Annotated in this window: 13 protein-coding genes; 7 read left to right on the top strand and 6 right to left on the bottom strand. The window is 46.1% G+C overall.

What is annotated here, in order from left to right; all coding sequences use genetic code 11:
- Nucleotides 1-57 precede the first annotated feature (57 nt).
- Together frc and FD968_RS06950 are read left to right on the top strand one after the other, a co-directional pair.
- Nucleotides 58-1,305: a formyl-CoA transferase gene (frc, locus tag FD968_RS06955; protein ID WP_215365002.1), complete on the top strand. Its 1,248-nt coding sequence runs from the start codon at nucleotides 58-60 to the stop codon at nucleotides 1,303-1,305.
- A gap of 1 nt (nucleotide 1,306) precedes the next feature.
- On the top strand, nucleotides 1,307-2,239 hold the full coding sequence (locus FD968_RS06950; RefSeq protein ID WP_215365000.1) for a methionyl-tRNA formyltransferase: 933 nt from the start codon (nucleotides 1,307-1,309) through the stop codon (nucleotides 2,237-2,239).
- Between the two features lie 13 nt (nucleotides 2,240-2,252).
- On the opposite strand, the gene panC is transcribed toward FD968_RS06950, so the two are convergent.
- The 4 genes from panC to metG form a co-directional block, all read right to left on the bottom strand.
- The gene (gene panC / locus FD968_RS06945) at nucleotides 2,253-3,104 is read right to left on the bottom strand and encodes a pantoate--beta-alanine ligase (protein WP_215364998.1); all 852 of its coding nucleotides are present in this window, start codon (nucleotides 3,102-3,104) and stop codon (nucleotides 2,253-2,255) included.
- Complete coding sequence (locus FD968_RS06940) at nucleotides 3,101-3,976, bottom strand: ScpA family protein (RefSeq protein ID WP_215364996.1); 876 nt, start codon at nucleotides 3,974-3,976, stop codon at nucleotides 3,101-3,103. The genes panC and FD968_RS06940 overlap by 4 nt, the downstream gene beginning before the upstream one ends.
- A complete protein-coding gene (locus FD968_RS06935; protein ID WP_215364994.1) occupies nucleotides 3,969-4,157 on the bottom strand; it encodes a DUF3460 family protein in 189 nt (62 codons plus the stop codon). The genes FD968_RS06940 and FD968_RS06935 overlap by 8 nt, the downstream gene beginning before the upstream one ends.
- 103 nt (nucleotides 4,158-4,260) lie before the next feature.
- Nucleotides 4,261-5,931 (bottom strand): methionine--tRNA ligase, encoded by a 1,671-nt coding sequence (gene metG, locus FD968_RS06930; RefSeq protein WP_215364992.1) that lies wholly within the window; start codon nucleotides 5,929-5,931, stop codon nucleotides 4,261-4,263.
- 151 nt (nucleotides 5,932-6,082) lie between these two features.
- Between metG and FD968_RS06925 the strand changes: the two genes are divergently transcribed.
- Genes FD968_RS06925 through FD968_RS06905 form a run of 5 tightly spaced genes read left to right on the top strand, consistent with a single transcriptional unit; the run spans nucleotide 6,083 to nucleotide 13,176 of the window.
- Complete coding sequence (locus FD968_RS06925) at nucleotides 6,083-6,934, top strand: formate dehydrogenase accessory sulfurtransferase FdhD (RefSeq protein WP_371817731.1); 852 nt, start codon at nucleotides 6,083-6,085, stop codon at nucleotides 6,932-6,934.
- A 40-nt stretch (nucleotides 6,935-6,974) separates the two neighbouring features.
- Nucleotides 6,975-7,541 carry a dCTP deaminase gene (dcd, locus tag FD968_RS06920; RefSeq protein ID WP_068948880.1) on the top strand — a complete coding sequence of 189 codons (567 nt, stop codon included), beginning with the start codon at nucleotides 6,975-6,977 and terminating at the stop codon, nucleotides 7,539-7,541.
- Nucleotides 7,542-7,554: 13 nt separating this feature from the next.
- The gene (locus tag FD968_RS06915; RefSeq protein ID WP_215364989.1) at nucleotides 7,555-8,469 is read left to right on the top strand and encodes an ion channel; all 915 of its coding nucleotides are present in this window, start codon (nucleotides 7,555-7,557) and stop codon (nucleotides 8,467-8,469) included.
- The gene (locus FD968_RS06910) at nucleotides 8,466-10,733 is read left to right on the top strand and encodes an arginine/lysine/ornithine decarboxylase (RefSeq protein ID WP_215364987.1); all 2,268 of its coding nucleotides are present in this window, start codon (nucleotides 8,466-8,468) and stop codon (nucleotides 10,731-10,733) included. The genes FD968_RS06915 and FD968_RS06910 overlap by 4 nt, the downstream gene beginning before the upstream one ends.
- A 52-nt stretch (nucleotides 10,734-10,785) precedes the next feature.
- Nucleotides 10,786-13,176: a bifunctional diguanylate cyclase/phosphodiesterase gene (locus FD968_RS06905; RefSeq protein WP_215364985.1), complete on the top strand. Its 2,391-nt coding sequence runs from the start codon at nucleotides 10,786-10,788 to the stop codon at nucleotides 13,174-13,176.
- 7 nt (nucleotides 13,177-13,183) lie between these two features.
- On the opposite strand, the gene FD968_RS06900 is transcribed toward FD968_RS06905, so the two are convergent.
- Together FD968_RS06900 and FD968_RS06895 are read right to left on the bottom strand one after the other, a co-directional pair.
- Nucleotides 13,184-14,713 carry a TRAP transporter large permease subunit gene (locus FD968_RS06900; RefSeq protein WP_215364983.1) on the bottom strand — a complete coding sequence of 510 codons (1,530 nt, stop codon included), beginning with the start codon at nucleotides 14,711-14,713 and terminating at the stop codon, nucleotides 13,184-13,186.
- Nucleotides 14,710-15,261, bottom strand: a complete 552-nt coding sequence (locus FD968_RS06895) for a TRAP transporter small permease subunit (RefSeq protein ID WP_215364981.1) — start codon at nucleotides 15,259-15,261, stop codon at nucleotides 14,710-14,712. Before FD968_RS06895 ends, FD968_RS06900 begins: the two co-directional genes overlap by 4 nt.
- Nucleotides 15,262-15,263: the final 2 nt, after the last annotated feature.

The following is a 15,263-nucleotide window of genomic DNA, read 5'->3' as shown; positions in this document are numbered from 1 at the left end:
TCCCCGCTGGTAAAATTGCATTAATTCAAAATTTTTATTCTTATTGGGACTTAAATCATGGCAAAAGCACTAGAAGGGGTCAAAATCCTCGACTTTACGCACGTTCAATCGGGGCCAACCTGTACTCAGTTGCTGGCTTGGTTCGGTGCAGATGTGATCAAGGTAGAAAAATCAGGAGAAGGCGATGCTACTCGCGGTCAGCTACGCGATATTCCAGACGCGGATAGTTTGTATTTCACGATGTTGAACCACAACAAGCGCTCAATCACCGTAAATACCAAAACCCAAAAGGGTAAAGAAATTCTCGAGCGCCTCATTAAAGAGTGTGACGTATTGGTTGAGAATTTTGCACCGGGTGCATTGGATCGCATGGGCTTTTCTTGGGAACGTATTCAAGAATTGAATCCCATGATGATCATGGCATCGGTTAAGGGTTTTGGTCCTGGGCCATACGAAGATTGCAAAGTGTATGAGAACGTCGCGCAATGCGCAGGTGGTTCTGCATCCACAACTGGTTTTGATGATGGTCCTCCGATGGTGACGGGCGCGCAAATTGGTGACAGCGGCACTGGTTTGCATTTGGCATTGGGTATCGTGACCGCACTCTATCAACGCACTCACTCTGGTCGTGGTCAGAAGGTATTGGCAGCAATGCAAGATGCAGTATTGAACTTATGTCGTGTGAAGTTGCGCGATCAACAGCGTTTAGAGCGTGTTGGTTTGATGCAAGAGTACCCACAGTTTCCGAACGGTGAGTTCGGTGATGCTGTACCTCGCGCAGGTAATGCCTCTGGTGGTGGTCAGCCTGGTTGGATTGTGAAATGTAAAGGCTGGGAAACAGATCCTAATGCCTATATGTATGTAATTGTTCAAGCCCCAGTTTGGGAAGCGGTTTGTAAAGTGATTGGTCGTGAAGACTGGATTACGGATGTTCGCTTCGCATCTCCCATGGCACGCTTGCCACACTTGATGGAGATCTTTGGCGAGATCGAAAAATGGACTATGACTATGACCAAGTTTGAAGTGATGGACGTATTGAATAAATATGACATCCCATGTGGTCCAATTTTGTCCATGAAAGAAATTGCTGAAGAGCCTGCACTTCGTGCTACTGGCACGGTGGTTGAGGTTGATCACCCCATTCGTGGCAAGTACCTGACTGTTGGTAACCCAATCAAGATGTCTGATAGCCCAACCGAAGTGACTCGTTCGCCGTTGCTTGGTGAACATACCGATGAGATTCTCAGTGAGTTGGGTTATTCCACTGATGAATTGATTTCTCTCCGTCACGATAAGGTTATTTAAGATGCGGGTTGCGTTGATTGGGAGTGCCGATTTTGGTAAAGCTGCATTAGAAGCTTTTTTAGATCGTGGTGACGAGATCGTTGCGGTTTTTTGCCCTCCAGATAATCCCAAATCCACTAAACCAGAAGTGCTTAAAGAGGCAGCGTTAGCAAAGGGTTTAACACCTTTGCAGTTCGCCTCTCTCAAGGGGCCTGAGGCAGCTCAGGCCATGATTGATAGTCAGGCTGATATCTGTGTCATGGCATATGTACTACAGTTTGTGCCACAGGAGCTTTGCAAAATTCCGAAACACGGCACGATTCAATATCATCCATCGCTACTGCCAAAATATCGCGGCCCAAGTGCTATTAACTGGGCGATTGCTTTAGGTGAAGATAAAACAGGTTTAACGATCTTCCGTCCATCCGATGGCCTGGATGAAGGTGAAGTGATTTTGCAAAAAGAAGTGGCTATTGGGCCCGATGATACTTTAGGCAAGATCTATTTTGATCACCTATTCCCAATTGGTGTGAAAGCTTTGCTTGAGGCTGCCGATCTAGTAGTTGCTGGCAAGCATCAAGAGATCGTTCAAGATGAATCACTAGCTAACTATGAAGGTTGGTTTGATGCCAATGCGGCGCAGATTCATTGGGCCACACACATTAGTCAAATCTACAACCTCATTCGTGCTTGTAATCCTGCGCCCGGCGCATGGACCAAGTTTGGTGAGCAAAAAGTACAGATCTACGATTGCCATAAGCATGTTGCTGCTACCTTTGGCGCGGTCAAAGGTAAGCCTGGTGAAGTTACTCAGATCACCTTAGATTCTTTCTTCATCGCCTGCCACGGCGGACAGATCGAAGTTCTCAAAGCTAAAGGCGCTGCAGGAAAAGTCACTGGTGCCGAATTGGCTAAAGAATTGAATCTACAGGTAGGGCAGTTCTTTGCTCTGTAGATCAACCTAGAGATTAAATCTCTAGGTTATCAATCAAACGCGTTTTGCCAAGTTTGGCTGCCGTGAGAATCACGAGTGGCTCATTCGCTTGTAAGCTTTCATTGGATGCTGGCGCCAAGTCGCTTTGCTGACGAATTGCGATGTAATCAGGTTGCCAGCCACGACCTGCAAGGCTAGCAACTGCTTTCTTTTCAATATCAGATAGTGATTGCATGTTGCGTTCTTTTAATTGCAGGACTTGATCACGAACCTCTTTAAGTGTCTTTTGTAATTGCGGAGCTTCGGCACGCTCATCTGTTGAGAGGTAGCCATTGCGTGAGGAGAGAGCAAGGCCATCATCCGCACGAATCGTTTCACCAGGAACAATGTCGACTGGTAGCGCAAATTGCTTAGCCATCTGACGAATGATCATCAGTTGCTGGTAATCTTTTTTTCCAAACACGGCAACTTTTGGTTGCACGCAAGAAAACAGTTTTAATACAGCGGTGCAAACACCCTTAAAGAAGCCGGGACGGAACTCACCTTCGAGGATGTCACCTAGCTGCTGAGGTGGATCAACGCGATATTCCTGGGGTTGTGGATAAAGATCGCGCTCAGTCGGCGCAAAGAGGATGTAGACACCTTCTTTTTCTAGCTTCTCGATATCTGCCTGCATCGTGCGGGGGTAGCTATCGAAATCTTCATTAGGGCCAAACTGTAAGCGGTTCACAAAGATACTGGCAACCACAGGATCGCCATGCTGCCTTGCCAAGCGCATCAGTGATAAGTGACCTTCATGGAGGTTACCCATCGTTGGAACAAATGAAGCACGATTCTGTCCGCGCAAGTGGTCGCGCAACTCTTGAATGTCGCTAATGATTTTCATGCAACAGGGGTATAGGCGAGACGCACATAAATCGGCGCGTATGGCTCAGCTTGAGTAATTTCAATTAATGCTTCACGAGAGAGTTCTAGCATTGCAATAAAGTTCACAATCACTACCGGAATCCCATTACCAGACTTAATTGCATCTTCAAACAATTCACCAAACTCAATGAAACGGGTATTTTGCAAGCGACGCAGAATGCGGGTCATAAAGTCACGGACGGAGAGGGATTCACGCGTAATCGTGTGATGCTGATTAAGTTTGGCGCGGTGCAGAACATCACGCCAAGCCATTTGTAAGTCATCTAAATTGACTTCAGGCCAAGTAATGGCCACGGTCGTATCTACAAAGCCATGTGCCACCTGGAAGTCACGACCTTGTTGTGGAATTTGATCTAGTTCTTGAGCGGCCAACTTCATACGCTCGTACTCTAATAGGCGACGGACTAATTCTGCGCGTGGATCATCTACTTCTTCCTCGCTATCTGCTTTCTTCATCGGTAGCAGCATGCGAGATTTAATTTCAATCAACATGGCTGCCATTAATAAATACTCAGCAGCAAGTTCAAGATTGTGATGACGAATTTGGTCGATATAGCTTAGGTACTGTTGGGTCACCTGTGCCATCGGAATATCGAGAACGTTAAAGTTTTGCTTACGAATTAAATACAGTAAGAGATCGAGTGGACCCTCAAATGCTTCTAGAAAAACTTCTAGCGCATCAGGCGGAATATAAAGATCAGTAGGAAGTTTAAAGAGGGGTTCACCATACAGCTTGGCGAACGCTTCCGACATCCCATCGGTAACTGATGGAGTGCTATCTAGTAAATCCGGAATTTGCTCTGCGCTTGGCGCAGCGCCTGAATTAGTCATTCGAATAGACGTAAGCGCGTTGTTTTAATTTAGCGGCTTTAGCGCGACGCTGATCTTCAACGGTAAGGGGCTCTTTGTCCCACAAGAGGGCGCGACCGGCTTGTTGGTCAGCCTCGAGGTGTGGTTTCTCGGATTTGAGTTCATTCAAGAACTGGGTGAATTCAGATTGATATCTTGCCATGGTATTTCCTAAAATACTCAATTAATTCAATAACTTATAGAATTAATACTAAAAGTTATCTGAGGACTACGATCACCATTATAGGTGCTTTTTAGGCCCGTTTTTACAAGTTTGCAGCTAACAAAGCCTCAATTTGAGGGGCTTCAACTCGGGTCATGAGGTGCTTATAGGCCTTAATAGGATTCTTGCTGGAAAGCGGGGTGTTGATATCGCTCCAAGACTGGGGATCCAAGGATAGGAACTCTTCTACACCAGCTGCTACCTGTGGGATTACGGGCTTGAGATAGAGACTTAGCATCCGGAAGGCTTCTAAGGTCACGCTACAAACACGCTGTAAATCGGCCTCACGTTCTGGATCTTTAGCGATTTCCCAAGGTTTGTTTTCATCTACGAAACCATTGACCTTGTCGGCAAGCTCCATGATCGAGCGTAATGCTTTTGCATACTCGCGGCCTTCGTATAGAGTAGCAATTTTTTCACTGGCAGCGGTAATCTCTTTGATTAAAGGATTGTTCATGGCTTCATCAGAAACAATGCCACCAAAACGCTTGACTAAGAAGCCTGCACTGCGACTTGCGATGTTGATGTACTTACCCAATAAATCACTATTCACGCGAGCCACGAAGTCTTGAAGATTTAAATCCAAATCTTCCATGCTGTCATTTAACTTTGTTGCAAAATAATAGCGGAACCACTCAGGATTAAAGCCACACTCAATCACACTGTTCGCGGAAATTAATGTGCCACGTGATTTACTCATCTTCTCACCATCAACGGTTAAGAAGCCATGTGCAAAAACATTGGTTGGTGTGCGATAGCCTGCAAATTGCAAAGTCGCAGGCCAAAATAGAGTATGGAAATACAAAATATCTTTACCAATAAAATGGTATTGCTCGGTGGTGGTATCTGGCTTAACCCACTCATCAAAATTGAGACCTTTAGCCTGACAGTAATTGAGGAAGCTGGCGTAGTAGCCAATCGGTGCATCAAGCCAGACATAGAAGTATTTGCCTGGAGCATCAGGGATTTCAAAGCCGAAATAGGGGGCGTCGCGGGAGATGTCCCAGTCACCCAGTTTGCTCTCGCCAGGCTCACCAACCCATTCTTTCATTTTGTTACGAGCTTCTGGCTGCAGAGGCGTCTTCACTTGAGTCCACTCGCGCAAAAATGTTTCGCAGCGTGGATCTGATAACTTAAAGAAGTAGTGATCAGAAATCTTTTTAATCGGTGTTGCACCACTTACAACTGAGAATGGATTCTTCAAATCCGTTGGTGAATAGGTGGCTCCACATTTCTCACAGTTATCACCGTATTGATCTTTAGCGCCACACTTAGGGCACTCACCTTTAATGAAGCGATCCGGCAAGAACATTTCTTTTACGGGATCATAAGCTTGCTCAATGGCGCGTTTTTCAATCAAGCCTGCATCACGTAGCTTGATATAAATACTTTGCGCTAACTTTTCATTCTCTGGGCTATCGGTGGTGTAGTAGTTGTCAAATGAAATGAGGAAGTGATCGAAGTCACGCTTATGTTCTTTCCAAACATTGGCGATGAGCTCTTTGGGTGTGAGCCCTTCCTTTTCAGCGCGCAACATGATCGGGGTGCCGTGAGTGTCATCAGCACCCACGTAATGAACCTCATGACCGCGCATCCGTTGAAAGCGCACCCAAATATCTGTCTGTACGTATTCCACCAAATGCCCAATATGGATCTGACCATTGGCATACGGTAGGGCGGAAGTGACAAGGAGGCGACGCTGGGGGCTGCTCATGTAAAGCGGTCTTCAATCGGAAATAACAAGGTTAAATTAGGGCTTAATCCACAATTATGCGGGCTCGAGCAATGATTTTAGTCTGCGGTTAAAGTAAAACCCCGATTAGTCTCGATAAAATTGAAATTGAACCCAATTTAGAAGGCGCCTCATGTCAGTAGTGGCAGCAAAACCGAATATCCAGATGTCTAACGCCTCCGTGCCCTTGGTGCACGAGGTAGAGATATTGGATGAGGCTGGCCGTAGCAAGCTAGCCCATATCCCCGGAGAGCGCCCTCTAACGATCTATCTAGATAAACGGGAGGTGGTGACCTTGATGACCTTGGGTAGCGCCCCTGAAGCCTTGGTTTTGGGGTACCTACGGAACCAGCGGCTGGTTGAATCCCCAGATGACATTGAAAGCATTCAAGTGGATTGGGAAACCGATTCTGCTGCCGTCAAGACGCGCCGTAGTACGGTCGATATCGATGCCCTTACCAGCAAGCGCGTTGTGACCACAGGTTGTGGACAGGGCACGATGTTTGGTGGCCTGATGGAAGAGATGTCGGAAATTCGTCTGCCCGATGGACCTCTCTTATCCCAAGAGGCAATTATTAGCTTGGTTGATGCTATCCGAGTCCATGACTCAATTTATAAGAAGTCTGGCTCAGTGCATGCCTGTGCCGTATTTGAGCGTACCGCAGATGGCGGGGTTGCACTCCTACACTTTATTGAAGATGTGGGTCGCCACAATGCGGTCGATTCAATATCTGGATTGATGTGGCTTGCAAATAAGTCTGGCAAAGATTTGATCTTCTTCACCACGGGCCGCCTCACCTCAGAAATGGTGATTAAAGGCGCTCAGATGGGCGTTCCTTTTTTACTCACACGCTCTGGTGTCACCCTCATGGGTCTAGAACTGGCTCGTAAAACCAATCTCACCATCCTGTCTCGCTGTTCAGGTAAACACTTCGAGATCTACAATGCCCCTGAGCGGGTGGTTTTTACCCAAAAACCCCAATAAATTCGTGGGCAGGTGAGGGCGATGGTTTTACAATTCGTCCATGACTATTAAATCTGACCACTGGATCCGCCGCATGGGCGAGCAAGGCATGATCAGCCCATTTGAACCTGGGCAAATCCGCCAAGACGCCGCAGGCAACAAAATCGTAAGTTATGGCACATCAAGTTATGGCTATGACATTCGTTGCGCAGACGAATTTAAGATCTTCACCAACATCAACAGCACGATTGTTGACCCTAAGAATTTCGATGAGCAATCATTTGTCGACTTTAAGGGTGATGTCTGCATCATTCCACCAAATTCATTTGCATTGGCAAGAACGGTGGAGTATTTCAAGATTCCTCGCAGCGTATTAACCGTTTGCGTTGGTAAGAGTACCTATGCCCGTTGCGGCATTATTGTGAACGTCACTCCATTCGAGCCAGAGTGGGAAGGATATGTCACTCTAGAGTTTTCAAACACCACACCATTGCCAGCAAAAATTTATGCGGGTGAAGGTTGTGCACAAGTACTCTTCTTCGAGAGCGATGAAGTGTGTGGTACATCTTATAAAGATCGCGGTGGTAAGTATCAAGGTCAGCGGGGCGTGACCCTGCCTAAGACCTAAGCCATTTTCGGCAGTGCGTAAATTCCCATTAAGTCGCCGTCCTGCAAGGATTAACTTAGATGAGTATCGCGCTACACTCTCGCGCTCTGAAGTAGCGCGCCCTGAAAATAATTTCTATCATTGGCTGCTAGGTACCGGCTGGACAAGCTTTTTGCTGCTGGTGGTCTTTGTTTATTTATCTACCAATCTTCTGTTTGCTTTTGCTTACTTAGCTTGTGGTGATGGGGCTATTACCCATGCACAGCCCGGCTCCCTGCTTGATGTATTTTTCTTTAGCGTGCAAACCATGGCAACCATTGGTTATGGTCGTATGACTCCGATCGGACATATGGCGAACTCTATCGTGACCTTCGAAGCATTCTTTGGTATTGTGTATTCCGCATTAACAACGGGTTTAGCGTTTGCACGATTTACTCGTCCAACAGCTGGTATACGCTTTTCCAAGGTTGCGGTAGTTGGTAGTCATGACGGAATACAAACTTTTAAGTTTCGAGTGGCTAATGATCGCAGTTCGCATATTGTTGAAGCCCAATTAAGACTCTGGTTGATTGCTGAGAGCATGACCTCTGAGGGTGAGCGTTATCGCCGCTCAGTGGAGTTGCCACTGCATCGCTCAGAAAGCCCGGTGTTTTCATTGACCTGGACTGCCATGCATAGCGTGGATGACGAAAGCCCACTAAAGGACTATTTAGGCAAGACTGCCATTGAGCAACAGTGGCACCTCCTGATCACTTTTACTGGCTACCATGAGAGCTTAGCCAACCAGGTTTATGCCCGCCATGTTTACTTGCCAAGAGATGTGCAGCAAAATGCGAGTTTTGTCGATATAGTCACGGTTTCGCCAGATGGCGGTCGGGTCATTGATTTGACCAATTTTGATAAGTGGATTCCGAATACATCGGATAAGTTAGTAGGGGAGTTTTTATGAAATTTCGTTTCCCAATCATCATCATTGATGAGGACTTCCGTTCCGAAAATATTTCGGGTTCTGGTATTCGCGACCTCGCTGAGGCGATCGAGAACGAAGGCATGGAGGTCATTGGTTTAACCAGCTATGGTGACCTCACTTCTTTTGCTCAACAGGCTTCTCGCGCATCTTCCTTTATCGTTTCAATTGATGATGAAGAGTTTGTATCCGACTCTGAGGATCACGACCTTCCAGCATTAAATAATTTGCGTGCATTTATTACAGAAGTACGCAAGCGTAATGAAGATATTCCGATTTTCTTGTATGGCGAGACTCGTACATCACGCCATATGCCAAATGACATCCTGCGCGAGTTACATGGCTTCATTCATATGAATGAAGACACCCCAGAATTCGTAGCACGTCACATTATTCGCGAAGCAAAGGTATACCTCGATTCTTTGGCACCACCATTCTTCCGTGCCTTAACTAATTACGCTTCTGAAGGCTCTTACTCTTGGCATTGCCCAGGCCACTCTGGTGGCGTAGCATTCTTAAAGAGTCCAGTAGGTCGTATGTTCCATCAGTTTTTTGGTGAGAACATGCTCAGAGCTGACGTCTGTAATGCCGTAGAAGAATTAGGTCAGCTCCTAGACCATACTGGCCCTGTCTTGCAGAGTGAGCGCAATGCAGCCCGCATTTTCAATGCTGATCATTTATTCTTTGTCACCAACGGCACCTCAACATCTAACAAGATTGTTTGGCACTCAACGGTTGCTCCTGGCGATGTGGTTCTGGTGGACCGTAACTGTCATAAGTCAGTGATTCATTCCATCACCATGATGGGCGCGATTCCGATTTTCTTAATGCCCACCCGTAATCACCTCGGCATTATTGGCCCGATACCTAAAGAAGAATTTGAGTGGGCCAATATTAAGAAGAAGATTGACGCCAATCCATTCATTAAGAATAAGAACGTTGTGCCGCGTGTCATGACGCTGACTCAAAGTACTTATGACGGTATTGTTTATAACGTCGAGATGATTAAAGAGATGCTTGATGGCAAGGTTGACTCATTGCATTTCGATGAAGCTTGGTTGCCGCATGCTGCATTTCACCCTTTCTATAAAGATATGCATGCGATTGGATCAGATCGTAAGCGCACCAAGAAGAGTTTGATGTTTGCCACTCAATCAACTCATAAGTTGTTGGCGGGTTTATCGCAAGCTTCACAAGTGTTGGTGCAAGATGCTGAAGAGCATAAGCTTGACCGTGATTGCTTTAATGAGGCTTATTTGATGCACACCTCAACCAGTCCACAGTACGCGATCATCGCGTCGTGCGACGTCTCTGCTGCCATGATGGAATCTCCGGGCGGCACTACCTTGGTTGAAGAGTCGATTGCGGAAGCGATGGACTTCCGCCGTGCCATGCGTGAAGTGGATGATAAATTTGGTGCCGACTGGTGGTTCAAGGTTTGGGGCCCAGATCATTTGGCAGAAGAAGGTATTGGCGAACGCTCTGATTGGTTGCTAGAACCCAATGCAAGTTGGCATGACTTTGGCAAACTCGCCGAAGGCTTCAATATGCTTGACCCGATCAAGGCAACGGTTGTGACGCCTGGTTTGGATATCGAGGGTAATTTCGGCTCCATGGGTATTCCAGCGAGCATTGTGACCAAATACCTTGCTGAGCATGGCGTGATTGTGGAGAAGTGCGGTTTGTACTCCTTCTTCATTATGTTCACGATTGGTATTACCAAAGGTCGTTGGAATACGCTCGTTACTGAGTTACAACAATTCAAAGATCACTTTGATAAAAATGCTCCGCTATGGAAAGTCTTGCCTGAGTTCGTGGCAAAGCACCCACGCTATGAGCGCGTTGGCCTTAAAGATATCTGCCAACAAATTCATGAGTTTTATAAGAGCCGCAACGTAGCCCGCATGACGACTGAGATGTATACCTCGGACATGGAGCCCGCCATGATGCCTTCAGAAGCTTGGGCAAAAATGGCGCACAAAGAAGTGGATCGAGTGCCTCTAGATCAGCTGGATGGCCGCGTAACGGCAATGTTGGTTACCCCATATCCTCCAGGCATTCCACTTTTGATTCCTGGAGAGCGCTTTAATAAACGGATTGTGGACTATCTCTACTTTGCTCGTGACTTCAATGAGAAGTTCCCAGGCTTTGAGACGGATATCCACGGCTTGGTGAAGGCCGATCTAGATGGACGTAGCGAGTACTATGTTGATTGTGTCAGGCAAGAGCCTGATATTACCCTCTAGTTTTAATGCATATGGTTTGGGTACCTATCGGCAGATTAATCGAATTTGATTCATGAATACATCAAACTTTATTTTTTCTCTGTTTATCTTCTTTGCGATGTTTACATACGCGGGAGCTGCTTTATTAGCGGTCCAGTTTAGAAAAAATAGACCCGTTTATGTAACTTATTGGATTGCTGGCTGTTTATCGACTGGTACTGGGATCATTTTTCTAACCCTAAGAGAATATGTCCCAGAGTTCATATCTTATAAGGTAGGCAATGCTTTAGCTCTAGTCGGTGGATTACTCTCAAACTATGCCATCTCAAATCTCTCGGGGAAGGTGCGGAATTTCAAAAGGGTAGCTCTCGAAAATATTGCTGCAGGCTTGCTTGCAATAGCAGCCCTGATGTTGGTAGAAATTAATTACGGTAATCCATATCAGCCAACTCTTATTGCTTTTCTAAATGCCAGTATCTTTCTGTACGGATTTTTTCTTACTTACCAATACTATAAAAAGTCTTTAAACATTTTTGGCGGTGTTTTAGCGCTAGTTTATTTACTGGGCGGGTTGATATGGTTAATTAGGCTTTCAACTATTATATTTTTAGGCGTTGGATTTGCGTATCAGGGCGGTCCAATTAATGCGGTTACCTACATAGCATTGCTATTGATGGGTCTCTCGCGCTACGTGATATTTACTGGTCTAGTCCTCGGAATTGAGGAAAAAGAAAGACGTGATTTGTTGATCCAATTCAATGAACTCAAGGTTAACTTTGCCAATCAAAAAGCCACTCAAACTGAACAGCGCTTGCGGCATGTACTCAATGTAACGGGCGATGGCATTTGGGACTGGAATATCCAAACGGGTGAGGTAAAGCATAACGATCGCTGGATTGAGATGCTTGGTGAGGATCCAAATCAAACCTATTTTTCAGTCGAAGATTTTAAGAATCGCATCCATCCCGAGGATTTATCTCAGGTGATAGAAAGTCTAGAGAATGCTTTAGTAGGAAAAAAAGAGTACCGCCTGCAGTATCGAATGATTCGATCTGATCAACGGCAAATTTGGGTTGAAGATAGGGGGGATGTCGTCGAAAAATCGCCCGATGGCACCCCAATAAGAATGGTCGGAGCAATTCATGATGTCAGTGATCAGATTGCGTCTAAAGAAAAAATCGAAGAGCTGATCTTTTTTGATCCACTCACCAGGCTGCCGAATCGCCAATATATTAAGGACCGAATTCATAGGGCTATCGGTGAAGCTAGCCGCGGAGGTGTCTATTCTGGCTTAACTTATCTTGACTTGGATAGCTTCAAGTTAGTGAACGATACCTATGGCCACAATATTGGCGATAACTTATTACGAGAGTTTGGTAATCGTATTCAGCGCGCAATCAGACCGACCGATATGATTGCGCGTATCGGCGGTGACGAGTATTTGATCTTATTTGAGCGTCTTGGGTCTACTGCCGAGAGTGCTCGAGTGGCGCTTGAAGAGGGAATCAAGAGAATCTTAGTTGAGCTATCAGAAGAGTTTGATTTGGGTGAAATGGTCGGCGTTAAGGCTACTGCTAGTATGGGGGCGGTCGTTTTCGGTGGAGATGCGACTCAATTTGATGAGGTCTTAAAGCATGCAGATATTGCTATGTACGCAGCTAAAGAAGATCCACAGATTGCTTACCGATTTTTTGATGAAACCTTAAAGTCTAGCTTTGATCGTAAAAATGAACTCCATTTAGGGTTGAAAGAAGCGGCTGAGCAAGACCAGTTTTTTGTTGAATATCAACCGGTAGTTGACCGTCAACAACAGTGCATTGGCTATGAGGCATTAGCTCGCTGGAAGCATCCTTTGCTTGGAATGGTTATGCCGGATGACTTTATTCCATTTGCCGAGAAGAGTGGGCAAATGAATGAAGTGGGCGAATCTATCTTAAGAAACATTTTTAGCAATCAGTCTCTCTGGGCCTTTTCTGACGCTCATCGCAACTATATCTTGATGATCAACATCAGTGCTCATCAACTAATGAATTTGAGATTTGCTGACCAATTTATATTGCTGGCTGAGCAATATCAGATTCCGCTAGAGCGCGTTCATTTAGAGGTGACAGAAGGAACATTTTTAACGAATACGGAGTTGGCTATTGGCGTGATGGAGCGCTTATGCAGCAAAGGCGTTCAATTTGTGTTGGATGACTTTGGCACGGGCTATTCTTCGCTAGCGTATTTGCAAAAACTTCCTATCGAGCACCTTAAATTAGATAAATCATTTGTTGCCGGCATGATGGCCAATAAAGATGATCAAGCAATCGTAGATAATATTTTGAGTCTAGCAAAAACACTCAATATCCGAGTCATTGCGGAAGGCGTTGAAACCAAAGAGCAATTTGACCTATTACTACTAAAGGGTTGTGATTTTTTCCAGGGCTGGTATTTTGGTAGACCTGGGCAAATTGCTGGCTAATAGATTTTTACTTAACCGGCTTATCTAGTTGGAAGTTTACCGGAGCATCTTCATCCACTTTATTTGCTGGCGTATCTGATTTATTTTCATCGCCTGTGAAGTTAAAGTCCTGACTCTGAGCGACTACGGCGGGTTTATCAAGGAAAGTGGTCACTAGTGCCGGGAAAGCCATCACAAGTACCACCATGATGAGCTGCAATCCCACCCAAGGCAAAGCGCCCCAATAGATATCGCTACTTTTTACTTCTTTAGGGGCTACACCTCTGAGATAGAACAGGGCAAATCCAAATGGGGGATGCATAAAAGAAGTTTGCATATTGACGCACAGCATGACTCCAAACCAAACCAGTGCTGCGCTGGCAGCTGCTTGCGGATTGCCGTTCATAGAGTCCAGCAATACTGGTGAGAGCAACTTGACAGCCACTGGTGCTAGCATCGGCACCACAATGAAGGCGATCTCAAAGAAGTCCAAGAAGAATGCTAAGAAAAAGACAAAGAGATTGACGACAATTAAAAAGCCTACCCAGCCACCAGGCAAGCTGGAGAAAAGTTCTTCAACCCAGCGCCCACCATCGACTCCCTGGAACACTACTGAGAAACAGGTAGAGCCAATCAAAATAAAGACCACCATTGCAGTGATGCGCATGGTGTTTTGATAAGCCTCTTGAACAAGTCCTTTAAGGTTGGAGATACTGGCTCGCCTGATCCAGGCTAATAGTAACGCACCCATGGCCCCCATCGCGCCAGATTCAGTAGGGGTGGCAATACCGGTCATGATGGTGCCAAGAACCAGGAAGATCAATACTGCCGAAGGAATAATGCCCATCAGGCATTTTTTCCAAAGAGCCCAGCCCTTGAGGGTCAGAGCACTCTCTGGAACGGGTGGTAAATCGTTCGGACGAATACGCGCCAAGAAAAATGTATAGAGCGCAAATAAGGCAATCTGTAAAAGCGATGGACCCCAAGCACCAAGATACATGCTGCCCACATCTGCGCTACCACTTTGAGTTTTGAGTTGATCTGCTAAAACAATCAACACTAATGAGGGCGGTACTAATTGGGTAATCGTTCCAGAGGCGGCAAGAACGCCTGTGGCGTAGCGCATGTTGTAGCCATAACGCATCATCACTGGCAAAGAGATCATCGCCATGGCAATTACCTGAGCCGCGACAGTGCCCGTAATAGCCCCAAGAATGAAGCCTACGATGATGACGGAGTAACCCAAGCCACCACGCACGCGTCCAAAGAGTTGGCCCATCGAATCCAGCATTTCTTCTGCAAGGCCACAGCGCTCCAGAATCGCACCCATAAAAGTGAAGAAGGGGATGGCTAGGAGAAGATCATTGGCTAGCACGCTACCGAAGATGCGCTGAGGGATCGCTTGCAAAAAAGCCATTCCAAAAAAGCCTTCGCTCATCGCGATCAGAGAGAAGAACAGGCCTGCCGCCATCAATGAGAAAGCGACTGGGAAGCCTATCAACATAAAGATGATGAGGCCACCAAACATGAAGGGGGGCATCCACTCCAATGGAATCATTGCATGGGCTTTTCGTAATGAAGATCTTCGCGTGGCAAGACAATTTCACCGTTGAGTGCCCCGATACGTTTAATGATTTCCGATAAGCCTTGTAAGCTCAACATGAAGAATCCAAAGGGCACAATAAATTTAATCGGATAGCGCGCTAGACCACCAGAATTCATGGAATGCTCCATCACTAACCAGGATGGATAGAAGAGGGTGGTCCAAGAGAGCCAAGTAAACAAGAGGCAGGCTGGCATTAAAAAACAAACTAGTCCAAAAAGATCAACCCACAGTCGACCACGATCAGAGAGCTGGGAATAAATTAGATCGACGCGAACATGTTCATTGCGCTTAAGGGTATATGAGGCACCCAGCATCACTGCTGCGCTAAAGAGATACCACTGCAGCTCTAATGGCCAATTGTTGCTGATGTCTAATCCATAGCGAAGCAGGGCATTAACTGCGGATACTACGCAGGACAGCAGGATCATGATGCTAGCGGCTTTGCCTAGCAGTTGATTGATACGATCAATGCCCGCAGAGAGCTTGGACCAAAACCCCATGT

The organism is Polynucleobacter sp. AP-Titi-500A-B4 (genome assembly GCF_018688095.1).
In the GTDB taxonomy this organism is placed as follows: Bacteria; Pseudomonadota; Gammaproteobacteria; order Burkholderiales; family Burkholderiaceae; genus Polynucleobacter.
The sequence above is the reverse complement of the archived record's forward strand: the minus strand, read 5'-3'. Positions and strand labels throughout refer to the sequence as shown.

Coding starts and splice junctions, on each gene's coding strand:
- FD968_RS06905 (WP_215364985.1), top strand. CDS start 10,786: ATGAATACATCAAACTTTATTTTTTCTCTGTTTATCTTCTTTGCGATG.
- dcd (WP_068948880.1), top strand. CDS start 6,975: ATGACTATTAAATCTGACCACTGGATCCGCCGCATGGGCGAGCAAGGC.
- FD968_RS06925 (WP_371817731.1), top strand. CDS start 6,083: ATGTCAGTAGTGGCAGCAAAACCGAATATCCAGATGTCTAACGCCTCC.
- FD968_RS06900 (WP_215364983.1), bottom strand. CDS start 14,713: ATGATTCCATTGGAGTGGATGCCCCCCTTCATGTTTGGTGGCCTCATC.
- FD968_RS06935 (WP_215364994.1), bottom strand. CDS start 4,157: ATGGCAAGATATCAATCTGAATTCACCCAGTTCTTGAATGAACTCAAA.
- FD968_RS06950 (WP_215365000.1), top strand. CDS start 1,307: ATGCGGGTTGCGTTGATTGGGAGTGCCGATTTTGGTAAAGCTGCATTA.
- frc (WP_215365002.1), top strand. CDS start 58: ATGGCAAAAGCACTAGAAGGGGTCAAAATCCTCGACTTTACGCACGTT.
- metG (WP_215364992.1), bottom strand. CDS start 5,931: ATGAGCAGCCCCCAGCGTCGCCTCCTTGTCACTTCCGCCCTACCGTAT.
- FD968_RS06910 (WP_215364987.1), top strand. CDS start 8,466: ATGAAATTTCGTTTCCCAATCATCATCATTGATGAGGACTTCCGTTCC.
- FD968_RS06940 (WP_215364996.1), bottom strand. CDS start 3,976: ATGACTAATTCAGGCGCTGCGCCAAGCGCAGAGCAAATTCCGGATTTA.
- FD968_RS06895 (WP_215364981.1), bottom strand. CDS start 15,261: ATGGGGTTTTGGTCCAAGCTCTCTGCGGGCATTGATCGTATCAATCAA.
- panC (WP_215364998.1), bottom strand. CDS start 3,104: ATGAAAATCATTAGCGACATTCAAGAGTTGCGCGACCACTTGCGCGGA.